Source organism: Nocardia sp. FDAARGOS_372, from assembly GCF_002554515.1.
GTDB classification, from domain to species: Bacteria; Actinomycetota; Actinomycetes; order Mycobacteriales; family Mycobacteriaceae; genus Nocardia; species Nocardia farcinica.
This window is the reverse complement of record NZ_PDDW01000001.1, coordinates 730,834-750,298: the sequence shown is the minus strand read 5'-3', so window position 1 is coordinate 750,298 and position 19,465 is coordinate 730,834. Positions and strand designations below refer to the sequence as shown.

20 protein-coding genes and 1 riboswitch are annotated in these 19,465 nt (G+C 72.4%); of the genes, 7 read left to right on the top strand and 13 right to left on the bottom strand.

The window, feature by feature from the left end; genetic code table 11:
* Nucleotide 1 precedes the first annotated feature (1 nt).
* The 10 genes from CRM89_RS03805 to CRM89_RS03760 all read right to left on the bottom strand — a co-directional run bounded on the left by CRM89_RS03805 (nt 2) and on the right by CRM89_RS03760 (nt 12,488).
* Nucleotides 2–1,486, bottom strand: coding sequence for an ABC transporter ATP-binding protein (locus CRM89_RS03805; RefSeq protein WP_098083239.1), 1,485 nt, complete (start codon nt 1,484–1,486; stop codon nt 2–4).
* Nucleotides 1,483–2,307 (bottom strand): ABC transporter permease, encoded by an 825-nt coding sequence (locus tag CRM89_RS03800; protein ID WP_098083238.1) that lies wholly within the window; start codon nt 2,305–2,307, stop codon nt 1,483–1,485. The genes CRM89_RS03805 and CRM89_RS03800 overlap by 4 nt, the downstream gene beginning before the upstream one ends.
* Nucleotides 2,304–3,266: an ABC transporter permease gene (locus CRM89_RS03795; RefSeq protein WP_060592088.1), complete on the bottom strand. Its 963-nt coding sequence runs from the start codon at nt 3,264–3,266 to the stop codon at nt 2,304–2,306. Before CRM89_RS03795 ends, CRM89_RS03800 begins: the two co-directional genes overlap by 4 nt.
* A gap of 3 nt (nt 3,267–3,269) precedes the next feature.
* Nucleotides 3,270–4,037: a trans-aconitate 2-methyltransferase gene (locus tag CRM89_RS03790; protein WP_098083237.1), complete on the bottom strand. Its 768-nt coding sequence runs from the start codon at nt 4,035–4,037 to the stop codon at nt 3,270–3,272.
* On the bottom strand, nt 4,034–5,572 hold the full coding sequence (locus CRM89_RS03785) for an ABC transporter substrate-binding protein (protein ID WP_060592092.1): 1,539 nt from the start codon (nt 5,570–5,572) through the stop codon (nt 4,034–4,036). Before CRM89_RS03785 ends, CRM89_RS03790 begins: the two co-directional genes overlap by 4 nt.
* A 101-nt stretch (nt 5,573–5,673) precedes the next feature.
* Nucleotides 5,674–5,809, bottom strand: a riboswitch (cobalamin riboswitch).
* A gap of 161 nt (nt 5,810–5,970) precedes the next feature.
* Nucleotides 5,971–7,248, bottom strand: a complete 1,278-nt coding sequence (locus tag CRM89_RS03780; protein WP_098083236.1) for a cytochrome P450 — start codon at nt 7,246–7,248, stop codon at nt 5,971–5,973.
* Between the two features lie 264 nt (nt 7,249–7,512).
* A complete protein-coding gene (locus CRM89_RS03775; RefSeq protein ID WP_098083235.1) occupies nt 7,513–8,877 on the bottom strand; it encodes a cation:proton antiporter in 1,365 nt (454 codons plus the stop codon).
* Nucleotides 8,878–8,920: 43 nt separating this feature from the next.
* Nucleotides 8,921–9,439 (bottom strand): hypothetical protein, encoded by a 519-nt coding sequence (locus tag CRM89_RS03770; protein ID WP_011208663.1) that lies wholly within the window; start codon nt 9,437–9,439, stop codon nt 8,921–8,923.
* Nucleotides 9,436–10,914: an NAD(P)/FAD-dependent oxidoreductase gene (locus tag CRM89_RS03765; RefSeq protein WP_098083234.1), complete on the bottom strand. Its 1,479-nt coding sequence runs from the start codon at nt 10,912–10,914 to the stop codon at nt 9,436–9,438. Before CRM89_RS03765 ends, CRM89_RS03770 begins: the two co-directional genes overlap by 4 nt.
* 461 nt (nt 10,915–11,375) lie before the next feature.
* Nucleotides 11,376–12,488: a hypothetical protein gene (locus CRM89_RS03760; RefSeq protein WP_098083233.1), complete on the bottom strand. Its 1,113-nt coding sequence runs from the start codon at nt 12,486–12,488 to the stop codon at nt 11,376–11,378.
* 315 nt (nt 12,489–12,803) lie between these two features.
* Here CRM89_RS03760 and CRM89_RS03755 point away from each other — a divergent pair, with 315 nt between their 5' ends.
* Nucleotides 12,804–13,103, top strand: coding sequence for a hypothetical protein (locus CRM89_RS03755; protein ID WP_011208660.1), 300 nt, complete (start codon nt 12,804–12,806; stop codon nt 13,101–13,103).
* Between the two features lie 90 nt (nt 13,104–13,193).
* Here the strand turns inward: CRM89_RS03755 and CRM89_RS03750 are convergent, their stop codons facing one another.
* Nucleotides 13,194–13,781 (bottom strand): TetR/AcrR family transcriptional regulator, encoded by a 588-nt coding sequence (locus CRM89_RS03750; RefSeq protein WP_229434964.1) that lies wholly within the window; start codon nt 13,779–13,781, stop codon nt 13,194–13,196.
* A gap of 63 nt (nt 13,782–13,844) precedes the next feature.
* Here CRM89_RS03750 and CRM89_RS32170 point away from each other — a divergent pair, with 63 nt between their 5' ends.
* The 6 genes from CRM89_RS32170 (at nt 13,845) to CRM89_RS03725 (ending at nt 18,214) form a co-directional block, all read left to right on the top strand.
* Nucleotides 13,845–13,925, top strand: coding sequence for a putative leader peptide (locus tag CRM89_RS32170; protein WP_363187795.1), 81 nt, complete (start codon nt 13,845–13,847; stop codon nt 13,923–13,925).
* A 99-nt stretch (nt 13,926–14,024) separates the two neighbouring features.
* The gene (locus tag CRM89_RS03745; RefSeq protein WP_011208657.1) at nt 14,025–14,543 is read left to right on the top strand and encodes a DUF4242 domain-containing protein; all 519 of its coding nucleotides are present in this window, start codon (nt 14,025–14,027) and stop codon (nt 14,541–14,543) included.
* Nucleotides 14,540–15,574 (top strand): acyl-CoA dehydrogenase family protein, encoded by a 1,035-nt coding sequence (locus CRM89_RS03740; RefSeq protein ID WP_098083232.1) that lies wholly within the window; start codon nt 14,540–14,542, stop codon nt 15,572–15,574. Before CRM89_RS03745 ends, CRM89_RS03740 begins: the two co-directional genes overlap by 4 nt.
* Nucleotides 15,550–16,272: an ABC transporter ATP-binding protein gene (locus CRM89_RS03735; RefSeq protein ID WP_172964436.1), complete on the top strand. Its 723-nt coding sequence runs from the start codon at nt 15,550–15,552 to the stop codon at nt 16,270–16,272. Before CRM89_RS03740 ends, CRM89_RS03735 begins: the two co-directional genes overlap by 25 nt.
* Nucleotides 16,269–17,429: an ABC transporter substrate-binding protein gene (locus tag CRM89_RS03730; protein WP_011208654.1), complete on the top strand. Its 1,161-nt coding sequence runs from the start codon at nt 16,269–16,271 to the stop codon at nt 17,427–17,429. Before CRM89_RS03735 ends, CRM89_RS03730 begins: the two co-directional genes overlap by 4 nt.
* Nucleotides 17,426–18,214 carry an ABC transporter permease gene (locus CRM89_RS03725; RefSeq protein WP_098083230.1) on the top strand — a complete coding sequence of 263 codons (789 nt, stop codon included), beginning with the start codon at nt 17,426–17,428 and terminating at the stop codon, nt 18,212–18,214. The genes CRM89_RS03730 and CRM89_RS03725 overlap by 4 nt, the downstream gene beginning before the upstream one ends.
* 84 nt (nt 18,215–18,298) lie before the next feature.
* Here the strand turns inward: CRM89_RS03725 and CRM89_RS30725 are convergent, their stop codons facing one another.
* Nucleotides 18,299–18,448, bottom strand: coding sequence for a hypothetical protein (locus tag CRM89_RS30725; RefSeq protein WP_159005404.1), 150 nt, complete (start codon nt 18,446–18,448; stop codon nt 18,299–18,301).
* A gap of 58 nt (nt 18,449–18,506) precedes the next feature.
* Nucleotides 18,507–19,460, bottom strand: coding sequence for an alpha/beta hydrolase (locus CRM89_RS03720; protein WP_098083229.1), 954 nt, complete (start codon nt 19,458–19,460; stop codon nt 18,507–18,509).
* Nucleotides 19,461–19,465 lie beyond the last annotated feature (5 nt).

Sequence of the window (19,465 nt, the reverse complement as noted above, 5' to 3'; positions counted from 1 at the left end):
TCTATGTGCCCTGCCCGGGCGGAGATTCGGCGGCGAGCAGATCGGCCAGCAGGGGCGTCCTCGGCTGCGCGAGCAGGCGGGCGGGCGGGCCGAGATCGACCAGCCGGCCCGCGTCGACGAGCGCGACACGGTCGGCGCGGTCGAGTTGGCCGGGGAGGTCGTGGCCGATCGCGACGATCGCGGCGCCGGTGCGGCGGCGGTAGGCGTCGAGGTGGCGGTGGATGCGCGCCGCGGTGGGTTCGTCCAGCGCGGTGGTGATCTCGTCGCACAGCAGGACGCGGGGCCGGGCCAGCAGGGCGCGGGCCAGGGCGGCGCGCTGGAGTTGACCGCCGGACAGTCCGGCCGGGCGGCGCAGCAGCTGCTCGGGGGCGAGGCCGAGGTCGGCGAGGGTGTCGGCGGCCTCGGCGCGGGCGGCGTCGCGGGCGAGCCCGCGCAGGCGGACCGCGGTCGCGGCGACCTGGTCGAGCACCGGGCGGCGGGGGTCGAAGGAGGACGCCGACTCCTGCCACACGTACTGCACCTGCGCGATCTGCGCCCGAGAGCGCCTGCGCAGCACCGGCAACGGCTGGTCGTCGAGCAGCACCGCGCCGTGCCGCGGGGCGACCAGCCCGGCCATGCAGCGGGCGATGGTGGATTTGCCCGCACCGGAGACGCCGAGGATCGCCAGCAGTTCCCCGGCCCGCACCGCGAGGTCGATCTCGTGCAGGATCCGGCGCCGATGCAGGGTCACCGTGACTCCGCGCAGCCGCAGCACCGGGGCGGACGGCGCCGCCGCGGGCTTCCCGCCGGGCTCGGACGCCACCGGCTCGGGCGGCAGCTCCTCGACGATCCGGCCGCCGTGCACATACAGCGTCCGGTCCCCCGCCCGCTCGGCCACCGGATCGTGGGTGACGAGCAGGATCGCCGCACCCTGCCCGCGCAGGGTCGCCAGGCTGCGGAGCAACGCCGCCCGCGCGAGCGGGTCGAGCCCGACGGTCGGCTCGTCGATCACCAGCACGTCCGGCCGCACCGCCAGCACCTGCGCCAATGCCAGGCGCGCCCGCTCGCCGCCGGAGAACTCGAACGGGTAGCGCCGCAAGACGGCGTCACGCTCGGCATCGGCCACGTCGAAGGCGGCGGTCGCCAGGATCTGCGCGACGCGGGCGCGCCGCTGCGCCCGGGGCAGGCGCGGCCGTTCCAACCCGACGAGTTCGTGCAGTGCCGCGCCGACCCGGCGCGCCGGGTTGAGCGTGGCGGCGGCGTTCTGCGGGAGATACCCGACGCGGATCTCGCCGCGGTGCCGGATGTCCCCGGTGAGCTGCACGCCGGGCTGCCGCACCCCGGCCACCGCCGCGGCGATCGTCGTCTTGCCGGCGCCCGAGGGCCCGAACAGGGTGACGATCCGGCCCGCGGGCAGGGCGAAGCCGATGTCGTCGAGGATCGTCGCCGCCCCCGCGCGGGCGCCGAGCCCGCGCACCTCGATCAGCGGTTCCGCGACGCGGGTCATGCCGATTTCCCCGTTCGCACGGCGGCGCGCACCGCGAGCGTGCGCGGATCGGCCAGCAGGTCGTCGCACAGCAGATTGATGCCGACGATCAACGCCACGATCAGCCCGGCGGGCAGCGCCACCGCCCACGGCGCGGTGGTGAGCGCGTCCTTGTTCGCCGCCACCGACACCGCCCAGTCGGTGGAGGTGGTGTCGAACCCGAGACCGAGGAAGTTCGCGGACGCGAGGAAGTAGACCGCGACGGTGAACCGCAACGCCAGATCGGCGGCCACCGACCTGGCCATCTCGCGCGCGGCGTAGCGGCCGTAGCGGTACGCGCGGGATTCGCCCTGCATCCGCAGCGCGTCCATGACGGGGCCGTGCACCACCGAGCGGGCGGCCATCCGCACGAACCGGGCCGTCGGGGCGACCAGCGCCAGTGCCACCGCCGCCGCGATGGCGATCTCGGATCCGCGGGTTCGGATGGCGGCCACCATGATGATCAGCAACGAGGGCAGGCACAGCAGCACGTCGATCGGCCGCATGAGCAGCTCGTCCAGCCAGGTCCGGTCGGTCGCCGCGGCGGCCACGCCGATCAGGAAGCCCACCAGGTAGGCGAGCAACACCGTCGACACCGCGACCAGCAGGAAGGTGCGCCCGCCGGACAGCGCCGCGGCGAGCACGTCCCGGCCGAGACGGTCGGTGCCGAACGGCGACCACACCGACGGCCCGAACGGCGCCTGCCGGGTGCGCGGCGCGCGGTCGGCCAGCACCGGCCCGGCCAGGGCGACCAGCACCGGAATCGCCACCAGCGTGCCGGCGAGAACGCGACGCGGGCTCATCCGCGCCTGCCCTCGGCCGACCGCGGCACCATCCGCTCCCCGAGCACGTCGATCACCAGGTTCAGCACGATCGCCGCCGTGCCGGTGATCGCCACGATCGCCAGGACCACCGGCTCGTCCCGGTTGCCGATCGCCCCGATCAGCTCCGACGCCAGACCGGGCACCACGAACACCGCCTCGACGATCAGCACGCCCGACAGCAGCCCGTCGCCGGTGCGGCCGAGCTCCTGCATCGCCGGCGCCAGCGCGTTCGGCGCGATGTGGCGGGCCAGCAGCGACAGCCGCCCCACGCCGAGCCGCCGGGCCTGCGCGATGTAGGGCTCGTGCAGCACGTCGATCACCCCGGCCCGCACCAACCGCACGAGCGGGGCGGCCACCCGCGCGACGATCACGATCAACGGCAGCACCAGGTACTCCGGGTGCCGGAGCACGGTGTCGGCATCGGCGCCGAGAAACGTCGCGGGCAGTAGATCCAGATCGATGGCCACGTAGCTCACCAGCAGCACCGCGAGCACGAAATCCGGAACGGAGTCGAAGCCTATGCTGACCGTGGTGATCGCGCGGTCCCGTCGCGAGCCGGGATGCAGCCCGGCGGCGAATCCGGCGACGACGACCACCGGCACCAGCACGGCCAGTGCCAGCACGGCCAGCACGGCGGAGGTGCGCAGCGGCCCGGCGACGAGGTCGCTCACGCGCGCACCGCTGGCGTAGGAGGTGCCGAAATCGCCGGTGGCGGCGTTACCCAGCCAGGTCAGGAAGCGCTGCACCGGCGCGACGTCGAGGCCGAGCAGTTCCCGCGCCACCGCCCGCTGATCCTCGCCGAGGACGTCGTTGCTCTGCACGTCGGCGGCGTCGCCGGGCATCAGCAACGACAGCCCGAACACCAGGGCCAGCAGGATGCCCAGCTGAAGCACCCCGATCCCGGTGCGGCGCAGGACGAATCGGGCGAACGGCGGCACCGGCTACCGGATCCCGACGACGACACGGTCGTCGCCGTACTGCCACACGATGCCCGCCTCGGCGAAACCCGCCGCCCGCGCGAACTCGACGTAGTCGTGCACGCTCGGCCGGTCGTGCACGGTGTGCTCGAATCCGCCGTCGCGCAGCCGCACCAGCTCGGCCAGTTCCGGCGCCGCCGCCACCGCCGCCCACCATGCCGCCCAGTCCTCGGCGGCGGCCGTCCCGACCCGCTCGGCGCGCCGCCGCGTCAGCGCCGCCCCCAGCATGTCCAGGCGGGGGCCGCGTTCGCCTTCGTAGAGGTGGTCGCCGTTGACGAACACCCCGCCCGGGGCCAGCATGTCCGCGCAGGCACCGATCAGCGCGCGCAGCGGTTCCCGGTTCATCCAGTGCAGCGCCGTGGTGCTGACGAACGCGTCCGGTGCCCGGTCCAGCTCCAGCCGGGCGGGCCAATCCGGTTCCCGCAGATCGGCATCGACGGTGCGGAACCGCGGCGAGCCCAGGGTGCGCTCGGCCAGCGCCAACAGCAGCGGGTCGGCGTCCACGCCCACGACCGTCGCCTCGGGGAAGCGGACGAGCAGCCGATCCGACAGCGTGCCCGGCCCGACACCGAGATCGACGATCAGCGGATCCGGCCGCCGCACGATCTCGGCGAGCACATCGCCGATCACCTCGAACCGCTGCTCGCGGTCGGGCATGTAGTGCTCCTGCTGACGGTCCCAGCGCCGCACCCAGTACCGGGCCCGCTCGATGTCCAGTTCGCTGGTGGTCATCGCGCGGTCACCCCGTCGAACCTGGCCCAGCCGTGCGAGTTCGGCACGGCGGCGGGAACGTCGCGGAAGCCGGACCTGGCCGCGCTGTGCCACAGGGTACTGGCGAAGAACACGAATCCTCCTCGGTCGTGCACTATCTCGTGCATCGTGCGATAGATCGCCGCGCGGCCTTCGGTGGCCGCGGTGGCCTGGGCGCGGACGTAGAGGGCGTCGAACTCGGGATCGGCGAACCGGGTGCGGTTCTGGGGCGCGTCGGTCAGCAGGCGCGAGGCGAAATGGTTGGGGATCGGCAGCGGGCCGGACTGGCCCATGGTGAGCGCACCGGTCTGCATCGAGTCGGTGTAGTAGGTGTCCTTGGAACCGATCACCACCTCGACGTGCACCCCGCACGCGGCGGCCTGCTCGGCGAACAACCGGGCCGCTTCCACGAATCCGTGCGCGACCGGTGCGGTGAACAGATCGAACCGCAGATCACGAACCCCGGCGCGGTCGAGCAGCCTACGCGCTTCGTCGGGATCGTAGCGGTGCGGCTCCAGTTCGGCGTAGTACTGGTAGCCGCGGCCGAAGACGTCACCGGCCACCTCGCCCTGCCCTTCCAGCGCGACCTTCACCATCTCCTCGCGGTCCACCATCCGCATCAGCGCGCGCCGCACGTCGGGATTGTCGAAGGGCGGCCGGTCGGTCTTCATGGCGAAGAAGTAGATACCGCTGCCGGGTGTCGAGGTGAGCTCCACGCCGCGGTCACCGCTCAGCACACGGGAGGCGGCGGGGCCGAGATTGTCGGCGAAATCGACCTGTCCGCTGCGCAGCGCGTTGAGCCGCGCGTCCGCCTCCGCGCTGACGATGCGCAGCTCACCGATGGCGGGCGCGCCGTCCCAGTAGTGCTCGTTGCGGGTCGCGACGAATTGCCGACCCGGCTCGAAGGATCGGAACACGAACGGCCCGGTGCCCACCGGCCGGTCGAAATCCTGCGCGCCCGCGGGCACGATCTTGGTCCCGTACGCGGACAGGGCGATCAGGAAGTCGAAGGCGGGGCGGCGCAACGCGATCTCGACGGTGCGGTCGTCCACCGCGCGGCACGCGGGCAGGTCCACCTCCGTCAGCGAGGACGCCGCCACGAACGGGCGGCGTTGCGGCGGGCCGAGCACCCGCGCCAGCGTGGACAGCACATCGTCGGCGACGAACGCCCGCCCGTCGTGCCACCGCGCCTCGCGCAGGGTGATCCGCCAGCGGGTGCCGTCGGCGTTCGGTTCGGCCCCGGCGGCCAGGCGCGGGATCGGCGTCATCGTCTCGTCGACCTCGAACAAGCCGTCGTAGACCGACTTCATCCGCGCCTCGTCGATGAACAGCGTGTTCACCCCGGGATCGATGCCCTCCCCCGCCCCCGACCCCTGGAACGCGGCGGTGAACACGTCGGTGTCGACGCCGGCCGTCGATCGCCCACCACACCCGGCCACCAGCGCCCCCGCGCCCAACGCGCTGCCCACCAGGAAGGCGCGCCGCCCCAACCTGCCCCGCGGTGGTTCGTGCTCCATCCTCGCCTCCCATCCCGTGCGACGCACGCGATGCGGACGCGAAACAAGCCTTTGCCAGGCTCATTCGGCGCGCCGACCAAAACCCACGTGGCCACGACCGTTTCGTCGAACAGCGGCACCGCGGGTATCTGGCTTCGGCTCACCACGAGCCTCACAGTTGCGGGACAGCCCCGGACTCCCACCGGTCTTCCCCACGGGCCGCCGCCAATCATAAGCACGACGGGGGGCTCGGTGGTGAGCTACGAATTCCCGCCCCGTCCGCCCTCGTAGCGCCCCGCTGGGCCTGCCGCGGTCGGCACCTCACCCGGACGAGCGGCCCACCGGCACGACGAGGTGGCCCGGACGGAGCGCGACCGCCCCCGGCGACGCCGGGATCGACGCACCCCTCCGCTCGAATGTCAGGGAATGTGCAGTGGCGGGCAGGAGGGGAAGACGACGGGCAGGGCGGCGAGGGCGCGGTGGAAGGGGCCGGGGCGCCGGCGGAGGTCCTCGGCGGGGACGGCGAGCTGGATTTCGGGGAGGGCGTCGAAGAGTTGGTCGATGGCGTTCTGGACCGTGACATAGGCGACGGAGCGGGCGGGGCAGGCGTGCGGGCCGGTGCTCCACGCCAGGTGGGAGCGGTTGCCGTGGCTGCTGCCGCCGGGGGTGTCGGCGCCGCGGATCTCGGGGTCGTTGTTACAGGCGGCCAGGCTGATGACGACGGGCTGGTCGGCCGGTAGCCAGACGCCGTCGACGGTGATCGGCTGGCGCGGGTAGGTGGTGCAGAAGTTGGCCATCGGCGGGTCGTCGAAGAGCACTTCGTCGAGGGCATCGATGGTGGACAGGTTGGTGAGCACGTCGCCGAAGCGGAACCGGTCGTCGGTGATCATCAGCAGCAGCGCGTTGGTGATGAGGTTGCGCTGCGCTTCGAAGCCCGCACCGTAGAAGCTCATCAGCTGGGCGAAGACCTCCACGTCGTCGAGCTGGGCCGGGTGCTGGACCAGCCGCGAGGTGACGTCGTCGCCGGGGTGTTCCCGTTTGAGCCGGATGAGTTCGAGCAGTGCCTCTTTCAGCATCGGCATCGCCTGGGCGCTCTTGACGGTGTCGAAGCGCGCGGCCATGCCCGCCGCGACCCGGCGGCCGATGTCCTCGGGGCAGCCGACGATCTGGTTGAGCACCTCGAGCACCAGCGGGAAGGCGTACTGGGTCACCAGGTCGGCCTGCCCGGTCCGGCAGAAGGTGTTGATCAGGGTGATGGCGATCTTCTCGACCATCGGGTAGATCGATTGGACGTCGATGGCGTCGATGGCGGCCGCGGACGCGCTGCGGTAGCGCGCGTGCACGGGCCCGTCGTTGTTGCGGGCGGCGGGGAGCCAGGCCATCATCGGCAGCACCGGGCAGTTCTCCGGCACGGTCTTCTGCCAGGCGCGCGGATCGGCCGGGAAATGATTGGGGTCGTTGAGGATTCGCACCGCGGTGGAGTAGCCGATCACCAGGGTGGCCGGCACGCCGGGGGCCAGCTCGACCGGCGCCAGCGAGCCGTACCGGCGGCGCATCTCGCGGTAGGCCAGGTGCGGGTCGGCGACGAATTCCGCGGTGTAGAGCGGGATCCGCTCCTCGGTGTGGCCGGCCGGGCCGTGCTGGACGGGGCATACCCCCGGCGCCGCGGCGCCGGTCGGGAAGTGCGGTGTAGCCAAAGACGTGACTCCAGACGATGGAACAGTGTTCGACAAGGGGTGACGCATGCAGCTGTGAGCGCGTGCCACGGTGTGCACATGCCACGGTGCACACGCAACGGTGCGCATGACGTGCCTGTGACATGACCCGCCTGTGACATGACCCTGATGGCCTACGTGCCCACCGTGGATCGTAGCCACACCGCTGCCCGCTCGCGCGCGGAACGACCACGGGGGCGCGGACTTCCGGCGGCGACGGACCTGTCCGTCCGTCGCCTGCCGACCCTACGTCGTGGCCGACGGAGCGGTGTCGGCGGGCTCCCGGACCGGAGGCTGTTCTCCGTTGGGCCCGAACACCATTCCGCGTTTCCACGCCCCGCGTTCGAACAGTCGTTGCAGCGGTGTGGCGAGCACGGTGGTGACGGTGGTCATCAGGGCCAGCACGGTGTAGAGCGCGGGAGTGATCAGCCCACTGGACAGGCCGATGCCGAGCAGGACCAGTTCCATCAATCCGCGGGCGTTGGCGAGGGCGCCCATCGCTCCCGCCTCCCGCCAGCCCATGCCCTGTGCGCGCGCGACCAGCCCGACCGCGCCGAACTTGCTCGCGAACGACACCACCAGCACCAGCGCGGTGACCGCGAGCACGTTCGGTGTGAAGATCAGGCTCAGCTCGGTGCTGAGGCCGGTGTGGATGAAGAAGGCGGGCAGCAGCAGATACGCCACCAGCGGCTCGAAGGCGCGGCGCAGCCCGGCCAGCAGCTCACCGCGGGGCATCACGACCCCGGCGACGAACGCGCCGAGCACCGAGTGGATGCCGACGAAGTCGGTGAACGCCGCCGCGGCCAGGACCACGAGCAGCACCGCCACCACGGGCGCCACCGGGAGCCCGCCGGTGGTCTCGTGGTCGCCGCGCCGGGGTGTCCAGGTCTCCAGCCGGGTCAGCAAACGACGGCCCGCGGTTGCCATGACGGCCAGATACAGCGCCCCACCGGCCAGCGCCAGGTACGCACCACCCGCGGAGTCCTGCGCGGTGGCCACGACGACGGCCAGCAGCAGCCACGCGCACAGGTCGTCCACGGCCGCGCAGGCCAGCGCCATGGTGCCGAGCCGGGTGCCGGTCAGCCCCGAGTCGTGGACGATCCAGGCCAGGATCGGGAACGCGGTGACCGCGACGGCCGCCGCCAGAAACAACGCGCCCTGCCAGGGCGAGACCGCGTCGGTGAAGTAGCCGCCCGCATCGACCAGCCACCAGCCGACCGACCCGCCGAGCACCATCGGCACCAGTACGCCGGTGGCCGAGGTGAGCCCGGCCTGGCGCAGGTGGCCGCCGAGGATGGCGCGATCGAACGATGCGCCGACCAGGAACATGTACAGCACCAGCCCGAGCTGGCCGACGACCTGGATGGCCGTGGCGTTCGGATGCGGGACGGTGACACCGTCGAGCACCACTTCGGTCGGGAAGAGCCGCTGCTGGAGCTCCGGCCACGCCGCGCCGAGCAGCGAGGGCCCGAGCAGGAACCCGGCGATCATGATCGCGACCACCTGCACCTGGCCGAGCCTGCGCAGCACCGGCCACAGCAATCGGTAGGCCAGCAGGATCACGACCAGTTGCAGGAAGAACAGCGTCGAGATCGCCAACGGTGAAGGCATGCGTGACTCCCGAACATGAGGGGACGAGACCCGGCCCCGGGTATCAGGACCGGGGCTCGAGCAGGTGATCCGGCGGAACGAGGTCGGGATCGAAGGACTCCCGGACGAAGCACAGCGGCCGGTCCTGCACCACCATGAGGTAGCTGCGGGCCGCGCACGGCCGTCCGTCCGGCCACCGCCGCAGACCCGCCCACAGGATGCGCCTGCGCTGGGCGACGCCGCGGGCGATCAGTCCCGCGCCGATGGGCACCCGCACGTCGTCGAGGCCGGTCGCCGCGGCCGGGCCGCGCACCGCGACGACGTGGTTCACCGAGGCCAGGCGCTGGTCGGCGGTGACCAGCGCCGAGCGCCGCAGCAGCACGCGCTCGGCGCCGGGCACCCGCAGCGCGTCGGTGACGTGGTCGGGCAGCCGCCGCGCAGGCACCTCGATCTGGCGGCGCACCCGCACCAGCAGCGGAGCGCCGAGGATCGCCTCCAACGACGACATGGTGAAGCCGTCGCCGGCCAGCAGCACCCGGGTGAGCGGGTCGGCGAAACCGGCGATGGCGCCGGCCGCGCTCACCGCCCGGCCACACCCGCCGCTTTGGGCGGGATGACCGGCCGTGCGACCGCCGCGATCTCCTCGGCGGTGCGCGGGCGCCCGGTGAGGCCCAACACCGGTTCGGTGGTGATCCGCACGCCGTCCATCACCGTGTCGGCCAGTGGGTCGCGCCAGTGGTCCCAGACCACGGACATGTCCAGGTGCCCCATGTATTCGAGGTTGGCCGACTCGTCGTGCAGGCGTTCGGCTTCGGCGACGATGGCCTGGGTCGAGGTGCGCTGCTGCGAGCCCGCGGACTCCTCGACATCGGTCAGGCCGGCCATGATCCGGGTGAACGACACCTCCGGGGTGTCGCCCTCGTGCACCTCGGTGAGCTTGGCGGCGTGCGCGAAGTACTCCTCGGAGCCGATGTACTGCTCGTACATCCGCGACACCAGCACCAGGAACCGCGAGTACGCCCGGCGGGCGGTGTGCTCGTAGAAGGCCAGCGCGTCCTGCTCGCTCATCTCGCCGCGCAGACTCGTGGCGATGGCGGCCGCGGCGACGAGTCCCCCGTAGGTCGCCAGGTGCACACCGGTGGACAGCAGCGGGTCGAGGAAGGCCGCGGCGTCGCCGACGATGACGTAGCCGGGCCCGGCGAAGCGGTCCGACACGTACGAGTAGTCCTGCTCGGCCCGCACCTCGGCGACCTGCTCGGCGCCCGCGAGCAGGTCGCTCATGGCCTTGCTCGCGGCGATCGTGTCGCGGTAATAGGTGTCACGGCCCTTGGTGCGCAGTGCCTCGCCCGCCGTGCGCGCCGAGATCACGTAGCCGACGCTGAACCGGCCGTCGGACAACGGGATGTGCCAGAACCAGCCGCCCTCGGGCGTGGAGACGACGTTGATCGCGCCCTCGGGACTGTCCGGATGCAGATGGGCGCCGCGCCAGTACGACCACACGGCGACGTTGCGAAACGCCGGGTGCTGCCTGCGCATCCCGAATCGCCGGTTGGCCAGCAGGCCGTAACGTCCCGAGGCGTCGACGAGGAAATCGCAGGGGATGGTGCGGATCTCGTCCTCCCCGGCGGCTTTCCACTCCACCGCCACCGGGCGGTCGCCCTCGAACACGACGTCGGTGACGGTCGCGCGTTCGATCACGGTGGCGCCCTGCTCGGCGGCGTTGCGCAGCAGGATCTCGTCGAAGGCGGCGCGCTCGACCTGGTAGGACCAGGCTTCGGCATCCACCAACTGCGACCAGTCCAGTAGCCAGTTGTCGTCCTGCCACTGGAAATAGCCGCCGCGCTTGATCTGGAAGCCGTGCGCGGCGACCTTGTCGTACGCCCCCGACAGACGCAACGTGGACAGGCAGGAGGCCAGCAGCGATTCACCGATGTGATAGCGCGGGAACCGATCCCGTTCCAGCAAGGTCACCCGGATACCCGCTCGGGCGAGCAGGGCGGCGGTGGTGGACCCGCCCGGCCCTCCACCGACGACGACGACGTGCGGATTGTTCCCCATAGCACTCTCCCTGACCTTGCCGACGAACGAACGTGCGCAGTCCACTTCCGGCCGGCGCGCTGCGCGGACCGCACCGGAAACACCCCTTGCCGCTCAGTAGCTGAGCGATTTGCGCACGAGTAGAAGTGTAGCCATCAGGAACGAAAGCTCAAGGCGTAGAACGCATTTGGTCGTGCATCTGCAAGTACACCGAAGGATAGCCGCGCGACAGCGCGAAACGCCCGGGCGCGAGCGGCGAGAGCACCGGCTCCGGCGTCGGACATCAGATTGTCGGCCGATCGAGGACACCCCCGTCGGCGTCATCGGCACGCAGGAGCGGCGCACCGGAATCCTCGGTGTCGTATGAGCATCACCCCCGCTCACTCGCCTCCAGGGTACGGCCTCGGCCACGGCCGCACCGGCACATCACGGGGATCGGCGGTGGCTTCGCCGCGCCGATCCCCGTGGAGTCGCGGCGGTGCTCAGCCGTGGACGACGGCCGCGCCGGCCGCCGCCACCGTGGCGGCCACCGCGCGCTCCGCGTCGGAAACCGAGCACCGGCCCAGACCGCACGCGGTCGCCACACCGAACGCCGTGCGTCCCGCACCCTCCTCGAACAGCGCCAGGGCGCGGACACTGTCGGACTCCGACCGCGGCGACGCCACCCCGGCGATCAGCCGCCAGGCGGGATCGAGCCGCCGCAGCGGCGCATAGAAGCCGGGGTCGAGCGGCGCGGGCGCGGCGCCGTACGCGCACGGTACGTGGACGGCGGGCAGGCCGACCTCCCGCTGCGTCAGCAGCCGTCCGAGCCGGTCGAGCAGTCGCGCCGCGGGCGCGAGACTCCGTGGCGCCAGCAGGCTTTCGTGCTTGTAGTCGCCGTAGCACAGGTGCACGACCACCGCGGCGCCGAGCTCGTGCAGCCGCCCCAGCAGGTGCGCGAGCTGCCGGGCCACCGGCCCCGCGGCGGCCCATCCCAGGCCCAGCTCGTCGGCTTTGACGACGCTCAGCAGCGCGAACGGTGATTCCAGCTGCCACACCACGCGATCTCCGTAGCGTTCGGTGATCGTGGTGACCTCGCTCAGCGCCGCGTCGGTGAACACCGGCAGCTGCCGCAGGGCGGTCGCCGGCAGCGGTGCGCGGCGCAGGGCGCGGCCGACCGGAATCCCGGTGCCCACCGCCGCGCCCGCGAAGACGAACATCGCCAGATCCAGCGGATTGGGCAGGCTGATCTGCAATTTGGTGCCCGCGAGTTCCGGGCGGCGCGCCCGCACCGCGTCGAAGGCCGCCACCACCTGCCCGATCCGCTCCACCCGATCCATCGCGACGTGCCGGGGCTCCAGCCGGGCGCCGGGTTTCAGCCCGTAGCTGGGAAAGTCGCCGTAGTCGTCGTACCCGCCCGGCCGGACCACCGTGAGGACGTCGGTGTGCCGGGCACGGTCGAGGAGATAGCCGAGGATCCAGTCCGGATCGAGGTCGCACGGCAGCGCGGTCACCGGCCGTCCCGCGCTGTGGTCGGCGAACCAGTCGAGGACGGCGGCATCGCCGGTGGTCAGTTCGGCTGGCAGACTGCCGACGTGATGCACGTATCTGGTCATGCGTGTCCTCCATATCCGCTGCACACTCCCCCACCATCATCGCAACGGCAGCCGAAACGCACTGCCGGGAACGCGAATTCGCAATCTCGGCCACAGAACCGTTGACACCGAGCAGATTTCCGTGCTCCGCAGCTCCCGAACCGCCACGAGGCGACGCGGGACAGGGGCGGTGGACAGCCGGGTACGGCACGGGCGGAGTCCGCACCGACCGCACTCCCGACGTGAACCAGCTAACATTCAGTACCGAATCGCGATAGGGTATGCGCATCCGGCGATACGTACCGCTCACACGGGTACTCGAGAACGGAGGAACCGATGACCGCTGCCGCGCACCAGGAGCACACCGATCACGGCCACGTCCACGGCGAGGGCTGCGGACACGTGGCCTTCCCGCACGCCGACCACATCGACTACGCCCACGACGGACACATCCACCGCGCCCACGACGGCCACTTCGACGAGTGCGAACCCACCGGTCACCGCACCCACGAGGCCCACGACCACCGGCACGGCGAGGGCTGCGGTCACGTCGCGGTCCCGCACGGCGACCACGTCGACTATCTGCACGACGGCTGCCGCCACGCCGCCCACGACGACCACTACGACGAACACTGATCGCTCGCCGAGCGCCCGCGCGGGCCGCCCGGCCGGCCCGCGCGTACCCGTGCACGAGTCCGGTCGGGCGCTCCCTCGCGCGGCGCGGCGCTACCGGCCCAGCAATCCCTCGGCGAGCGCGCGGCCGAGGCGCAGCGGCTCCACCGAGTGCTCGAGCTTGGAGCCCGCGAGCGCGCCGTCGTAGATCAGCTGGATGCGCCGGGCCAGCTCGTCCGGCTCCGCCGCGCCACACTCGGCCAGCAGGGCGGTGAGGGTCGCACGGACCCACCGGCGGTGCTCGATCACCGGCGCGAGCGCCTGCTCGGGGAACTCGGTCGCCGCATTGGCGTATTGACAGCCACGGAAGCCCTTGCCCGGCGCGGAGGCCAGCGCGAGATCGAAGAAGGCCAGCACCCGGTCGGCCGGGTCGGCGAGGTCGGCCACCGCCGCGTGCCACCGCTCGCGGTCGCGGCGGTCCAGGTGCTCGAGATACGCGAGCACCAGCCCGTCCTTGGATCCGTAGCTGGAGTACAGGCTGGCCCGCGCCACCCCCGCCTCGGCGAGCACCCGGTCGATCCCCACCGCCCGGATGCCGTGCCGGGCGAACAACGTGGTGGCGGTGTCGAGCAGGCGTTGCGCGGGACTCGGCCTGGTCCGTCGGTCCGCGCTCGTCGCCACGGTTTCGGTCGACGTGGTCACCGCTCCACGATAACGCACCCCGCCTGGTAGACAGACCGGTCTATTTGTGTTTAGGGTGGGGGCGTGACCCGCAGCCTCCTCACCCGCCGCCTGCACGTGGACCTCGTGCGCGTGGCCGGCGCAGGCTGTCCCGCCACACGCTGACCGTCCATCGACGACGTCGCCTCCCGGTTCTCGCGCGCGGTTCGCCCGGGCCGGTTCCCCTTCGCGCGCCAATCTTGTTTCTGTGAAAGGCATTTCCCCATGTCGCTGTACCTGTATGAACTCGTGCCCGCCATCGATCCCGGCAAAGCCGTCGACGAACTGGCCCGTCGTTTCGGCGAGGCGGGCGGTGAGCTGATCGAAGCCCAGGTGACCGGTGACGCCGGGCGGATCTTCGCGATCGCGGAGTTCGAGTCCTGTCGCGGGCCCCGGCTCGAGCCCGACGGCGCACTCGGCGACATCGACGGACCGCACGAGGTCCGGCTCGTCGGTGCCGAACTGGCGCAGCTCAAGGCCGCCCGGCCGGCGGCGGGCTACCTGGTGGAGTGGGACATCCCCGCCGAGATCGACATGGAGACCTACCTGGCGCGCAAGAAGGCGAACTCGCCCAAGTACGCCGACGTGCCCGAGGTCGATTTCCTGCGCACCTACGTTCGCGAGGACATGGACAAGTGCCTGTGCTTCTACGACGCCCCCGACGAGGCGGCGGTGCGGCGGGCCCGCGCGGCCGTGAGCACCCCGGTCGACCGCCTGCACGCGCTCACGGACCCCAGGACATGACCGCCGTGCTCACCGCCCGCACCGAAGCCGCGGCGTTCGTGCGCGACCGGGCCGCCGCCCTCGACCGCGGCGAAACCGACGTGCGCACCGATCTCGCCGCACTCGGCGACCTCGGTCTGCTCGGAATCGGATTGGGCGAGCGGGGAATCGGCGAGATCGTCGCCGTGATCGAGGACGTGGCGGCCGAGAGCCTGACCGTCGCGTTCTCGCTGTGGGCGCAGCGGATGACCATCGAGTACGTCGCCCGCGCCCCCGAGCCGGTGCGCACGGCACATCTCGGTGGGCTGGTCAGCGGTCGCACCGTCGGCGTCACCGCCATGGCCGCGGCGCTCAAGCATCTGGCCGGGCTCGGTGAACTGCCGCTGGCGGGGGTCCGCGACGGCGACCGATACCGGGTGACCGGGCCGATCGCCTGGGCGTCCAACGTGTTTCCCGACGCGCTGATCGTGTTTCCGTTCCGGGACGAACAGGGGTGCGGGCGCGTCGCCTGCACCCGCGCCGACGCGGCCGGAGTCGAGGTGCGTCCCTGCCCGGAGCTGCTCGCCCTGGGCGCGACCGCCTCCACCTCGCTGCGGTTCACCGACGTGACGGTACCGGCGGCACAGTGCCTCACCGCGGATCTGCCCGCCTTCGGCGCCGCCATCCGGCCGACGTTCCTGCTGTTGCAGTCGGCGTTCTGCACCGGCATCGCCCGCACCGCGCTGGCCGAGTCCGCCGGGCTGCTCGACGGGATCGGCGCGCAGTTCCGCACCGATCACGACGCGCTGGCGACCCGGCACGCCGACGTGCGCGCCCGGCTGCACGACTATGCCGCCGATCCGGCCGCGCCCGACGGCGCGGCACTGCTCACGGTGCGCTTGGACGCGGCGCGCCTGGCCGTGGACGCGACCCGACTCGAGTTCGCCCTGCGGGGCGGGGCCGGGTACGCGACCGCGGGCGCCACGAACCGACGGTTCCGGGAAGCGGCCTTCCTGCCGATCCAATCTCCTTCGGAAGGGCAATTGCGATGGGAACTCTCGCGGTACAGGTGAGCGGCGGCCGCAAGTCCTACCCCGGCCGCCCGACGCCGGTACTCGACGGGATCGACCTCGCGGTCGCCGCGGGCGAGACCCTGGCCGTGCTCGGCGCCAGCGGTAGCGGCAAGTCGACGTTGCTGCGGGTGCTGGCCGGGCTGGACCGCCTCGACGGCGGCACCGTCGACTGGTCCGGGTCGCCGGTGCCGCCCGCCACCGGCACGGTGTTCCAGCAGCCGCTGCTGATGCCCTGGCTCACGGTGGGCGACAACATCCTCTTCGGCGGCCGGTTCGCCCGGCACCGCGAGGGTTTCGACGCCGCGCACGCACGCGACCTGCTCGGCCGCTTCGGGCTCGGTGCGCTGGCGGATCGGTATCCCGATCAGTTGTCGGGCGGGCAGGCGCAGCGGGTCGCGGTGATCCGCGCCGCCGCGGTGCGGCCCCGGCTGCTGCTGCTCGACGAGCCGTTCAGCGCGCTCGACCCGGCCGTGCGCGCCGATCTGCAGGACTGGCTGCGCGGGTTGGTGCGCGAATTGTCCTGCGCCACCGTGCTGGTCACACACGATGTGGACGAGGCGCTGCGGGTGGCCGACCGGATCGTGCTCATCGGGCCCGGCGCCGCGGTCCGCGAGGACCTGCGGGTGACCGGCGAGGACCCGGCGCACGTGCGCGAGCGCATCGTCGCCGGTTACCGGGAGACGGTGGTGCCGGCATGAGCGGACTGTCCCGGCGGGCGCTGCTGTGCGGGTGCGCCGGACTGGTGGCGGCGGGCGGTGTGGCCGGCCTGACCGACCTGGCCCGGGCCGCGGGGGGTGACCGCGTCGACACCACCGGCCCGCTGCGCATCGGCTACCTGCCGATCACCGACGCCGCCCCGCTGCTGGTCGCGCACGGCGCGGGCACCGTCGCGCCCGGCACGGTGGCGGCGGCGAAACCGGTGCTGTTCCGCAGCTGGGCCGCGCTGGCCGAGGCATTCCTGAGCAGGCAGGTGGACGTGGTGCACCTGTTGATGCCGATGGCGGTGCAGCTGCGCTACGGGCTCGGCGCCGACGTGCGGGTGCTGGGCTGGAACCACACCAACGGCTCGGCGCTCACCGTCGCACCGCACATCACCGAACCGGAGCAGCTGGCGGGCACGCAGGTGGCGATCCCGTTCTGGTGGTCGATCCACAACATCCTGATCCAGCGGTACCTGCGGGCGCACGGCCTGCGTCCGGTGATCCGGCGCGCGGCGTCGCGGGCCGATCGCAGTGTCGAGCTGATCGTGATGAGCCCGTCGGACATGGTGCCCGCGCTGGCCAACGGCTCGATCGCCGGCTACACCGTCGCCGACCCGTTCAACGCCGCGGCGCAGGTGCGCGGGATCGGCCGGATCCACCGCTACCTCGGCGACCTGTGGCGCGACCATGCCTGCTGCGCGCTGGTGGTGCATCAGGATCTGCTCGACCGGCGGCCCGAGGTCGCCCAAGCGCTCACCGACGGCATCGTCGCCGCGCAACGCCGCATCGACACCGACCGGGCCGCGACCGCGAAACTCCTCGCGGGCACCTATCTTCCGCAGCCGCTGCCCGCGATCACCACCGCCCTCACCTATCCGCAGCCGCCGCCGCTGCGGCACCCGGACTGGCAGCCGCAGCGCATCGGGTTCCAGGCGTTCCCGTTCCCGAGCTTCACCGCGGCGCTGGTCGCGGCCATGCCCGACACCGTCGTGGACGGCGACACCCGGTTCCTGTCCCGCCTCGACCCCGACCGCGTGCACGGCGAGCTGGTCGACGACCGATTCGTCCGCACCACCCTGGCCCGGGCAGGCGGCCCAGCCGCCGTCGGCCTGCCGGATTCGCTGACCCGCACCGAGGAGATCGACCCGTCGTGACCATCACCACCACTCCCGACACCGCGCCCGCCGTGGCACGGCGCCCCTCGGTCCTGCCGCGCCTGCTCGCCATCGCCGCCGCGCTGGCGCTGTGGTGGCTGGTCACCGGCGTGCTGGCCGGGCCCGAATCGCTGCTGCGCGACTTCGGGCCCCAGCACGTCCCCGGCGCGCTGCACGCCCTCCACGAGCGGGGTGTGCTGCTGCCCGACATCGGCGTCAGCCTGTGGCGGCTGGTGCTCGGCCTGCTGATCGCCGTGACCGTCGGCGTGCCGCTGGGACTGCTGCTCGGCCTGCACGCGGCCACCGAGCACGCGCTCGCCCCGGTCGTGCAATTCCTGCGGATGATCTCGCCGCTGTCCTGGGCACCGATCGCGGTGGCGCTGTTCGGCATCGGCAATCAGCCGGTGGTGTTCCTGGTCGCGGCGGCCGCGGTGTGGCCGATCGTGCTCGACACCGCCGCGGGCGTGCGCGCGATCGACCCGGGACTGTTGCTGGTGGCCCGGTCGTTCGGCGCCACCCGGCGCGAGCAACTCACCGCGGTCGTGCTGCCCGCGGTGCGCGGACCGGTGCAGTCGGGCCTGCGCATCGCGCTCGGGATCGCCTGGGTGGTGCTGGTCCCCGCCGAGATGCTCGGTGTGCGTTCGGGATTGGGCTATCAGATCCTCAACGCGCGGGACCAGCTGGCCTACGACCAGGTCATGGCCGTGATCGTCGTCATCGGTGCCCTCGGCTTCGTGCTCGACGGCCTGGCCAGGGCCCTGCTGGACCGCAGGCAGCCCGGCTGAGCCGCGCCCGTCACCCGACCACGGGCCTCCCGCGGAGCAGCCCGCCCAGCCGACGGGCATCGGCCGGGCGGGCTGCGGTCCGGTTCACCCGCGGCGATCGCCGGGGTCGGTCTCGGGGTTGTCGGGGTCGTCGGACGGGGGCACCGAGTACCCGGTGACGTCCACGTCGAGGTTCTCCGGGGGAATGGGCTCGCCGGTCTCGGTCTGCTGGGGTGTGTTCTCCGGTGTGGTCACGTTCGGGGTGCTACCCGCTTTCGGCCATCTCACGCGCCGCCGATCCGGGTGCCGCGCCTCAGGGCTCACCCGCCGCGCGGCGCAGGGCGGCGGCGAACTCCTCGTTCTGCCGCTGCGACACCGCCGCGGACACGATGGCCTGCGAGCCGTGGAATGTCCCCGGCCACTGGTGCAGTTCCACCGGGACACCGGCCCACAGCAGCCGCAGCGCGTAGTCGATGTCCTCGTCGCGGTTGGGGCAGTACTCGGCGGTGGCGATGTAGGCGGGCGGCAGGCCGGACAGGTCGGTGGCCCGCGCCGGCGCCGCGTAGGGCGTGGCGGGCGTGCCCTGGAGGTAGTACTCCCACATCTGGGTGACCTTCGACCGGTTCAGGAAGGGGGTATCGGTGAAGTTGCGGGCCGACCAGCTGCGCTGGCGGTCGTCGAGTCCGGGCTGGTTGAGCAGTTGCAGGCAGATCGGTGGCCCCTGTTCGTCCCGCGCCCGCAGCGCCACCGAGGCCGCGATACCCGCCCCGGAGCTGTGCCCGCCGACCGCGATGCGGGCCGGGTCGATGCCGAGTTCGTCGGCGTGTGCGGCGGCCCAGGTGAGCACGGCGTACACGTCGTCGTGGGCGGCGGGGAACGGATGCTCGGGGGCCAGGCGGTAGCCGACCGAGATCACCGTCGCGCCCGAGCCCTCCGCCAGCCGGGTGGCCCAGGGGTGCTCGGTGTCGAGGTCGCCCATCACGAAGCCGCCGCCGTGCGCCCACACGATCGCCCCGCGCGCGTGCTGGGGCCGGTAGATCCGCACCGGGACGGCGGGCTCGCCGGGCACGGTGCGGTCCTCGATGTCGAGGTGCGCGGCGATGTCGGCCGGTACCGCCGCGGCCAATTCGGCCAGCTGCCTGCGCGCCTGGGGGATATCCGACAGGTCCGACGGCGGGAACAGCGGGAGGAAGGGTTCGAGTTCGGGGTCCATGCCGATCATCGTCGCGAGTCCGGCGTCGCGAATCATCCGCCGGGCGTCGCGCATTCGTG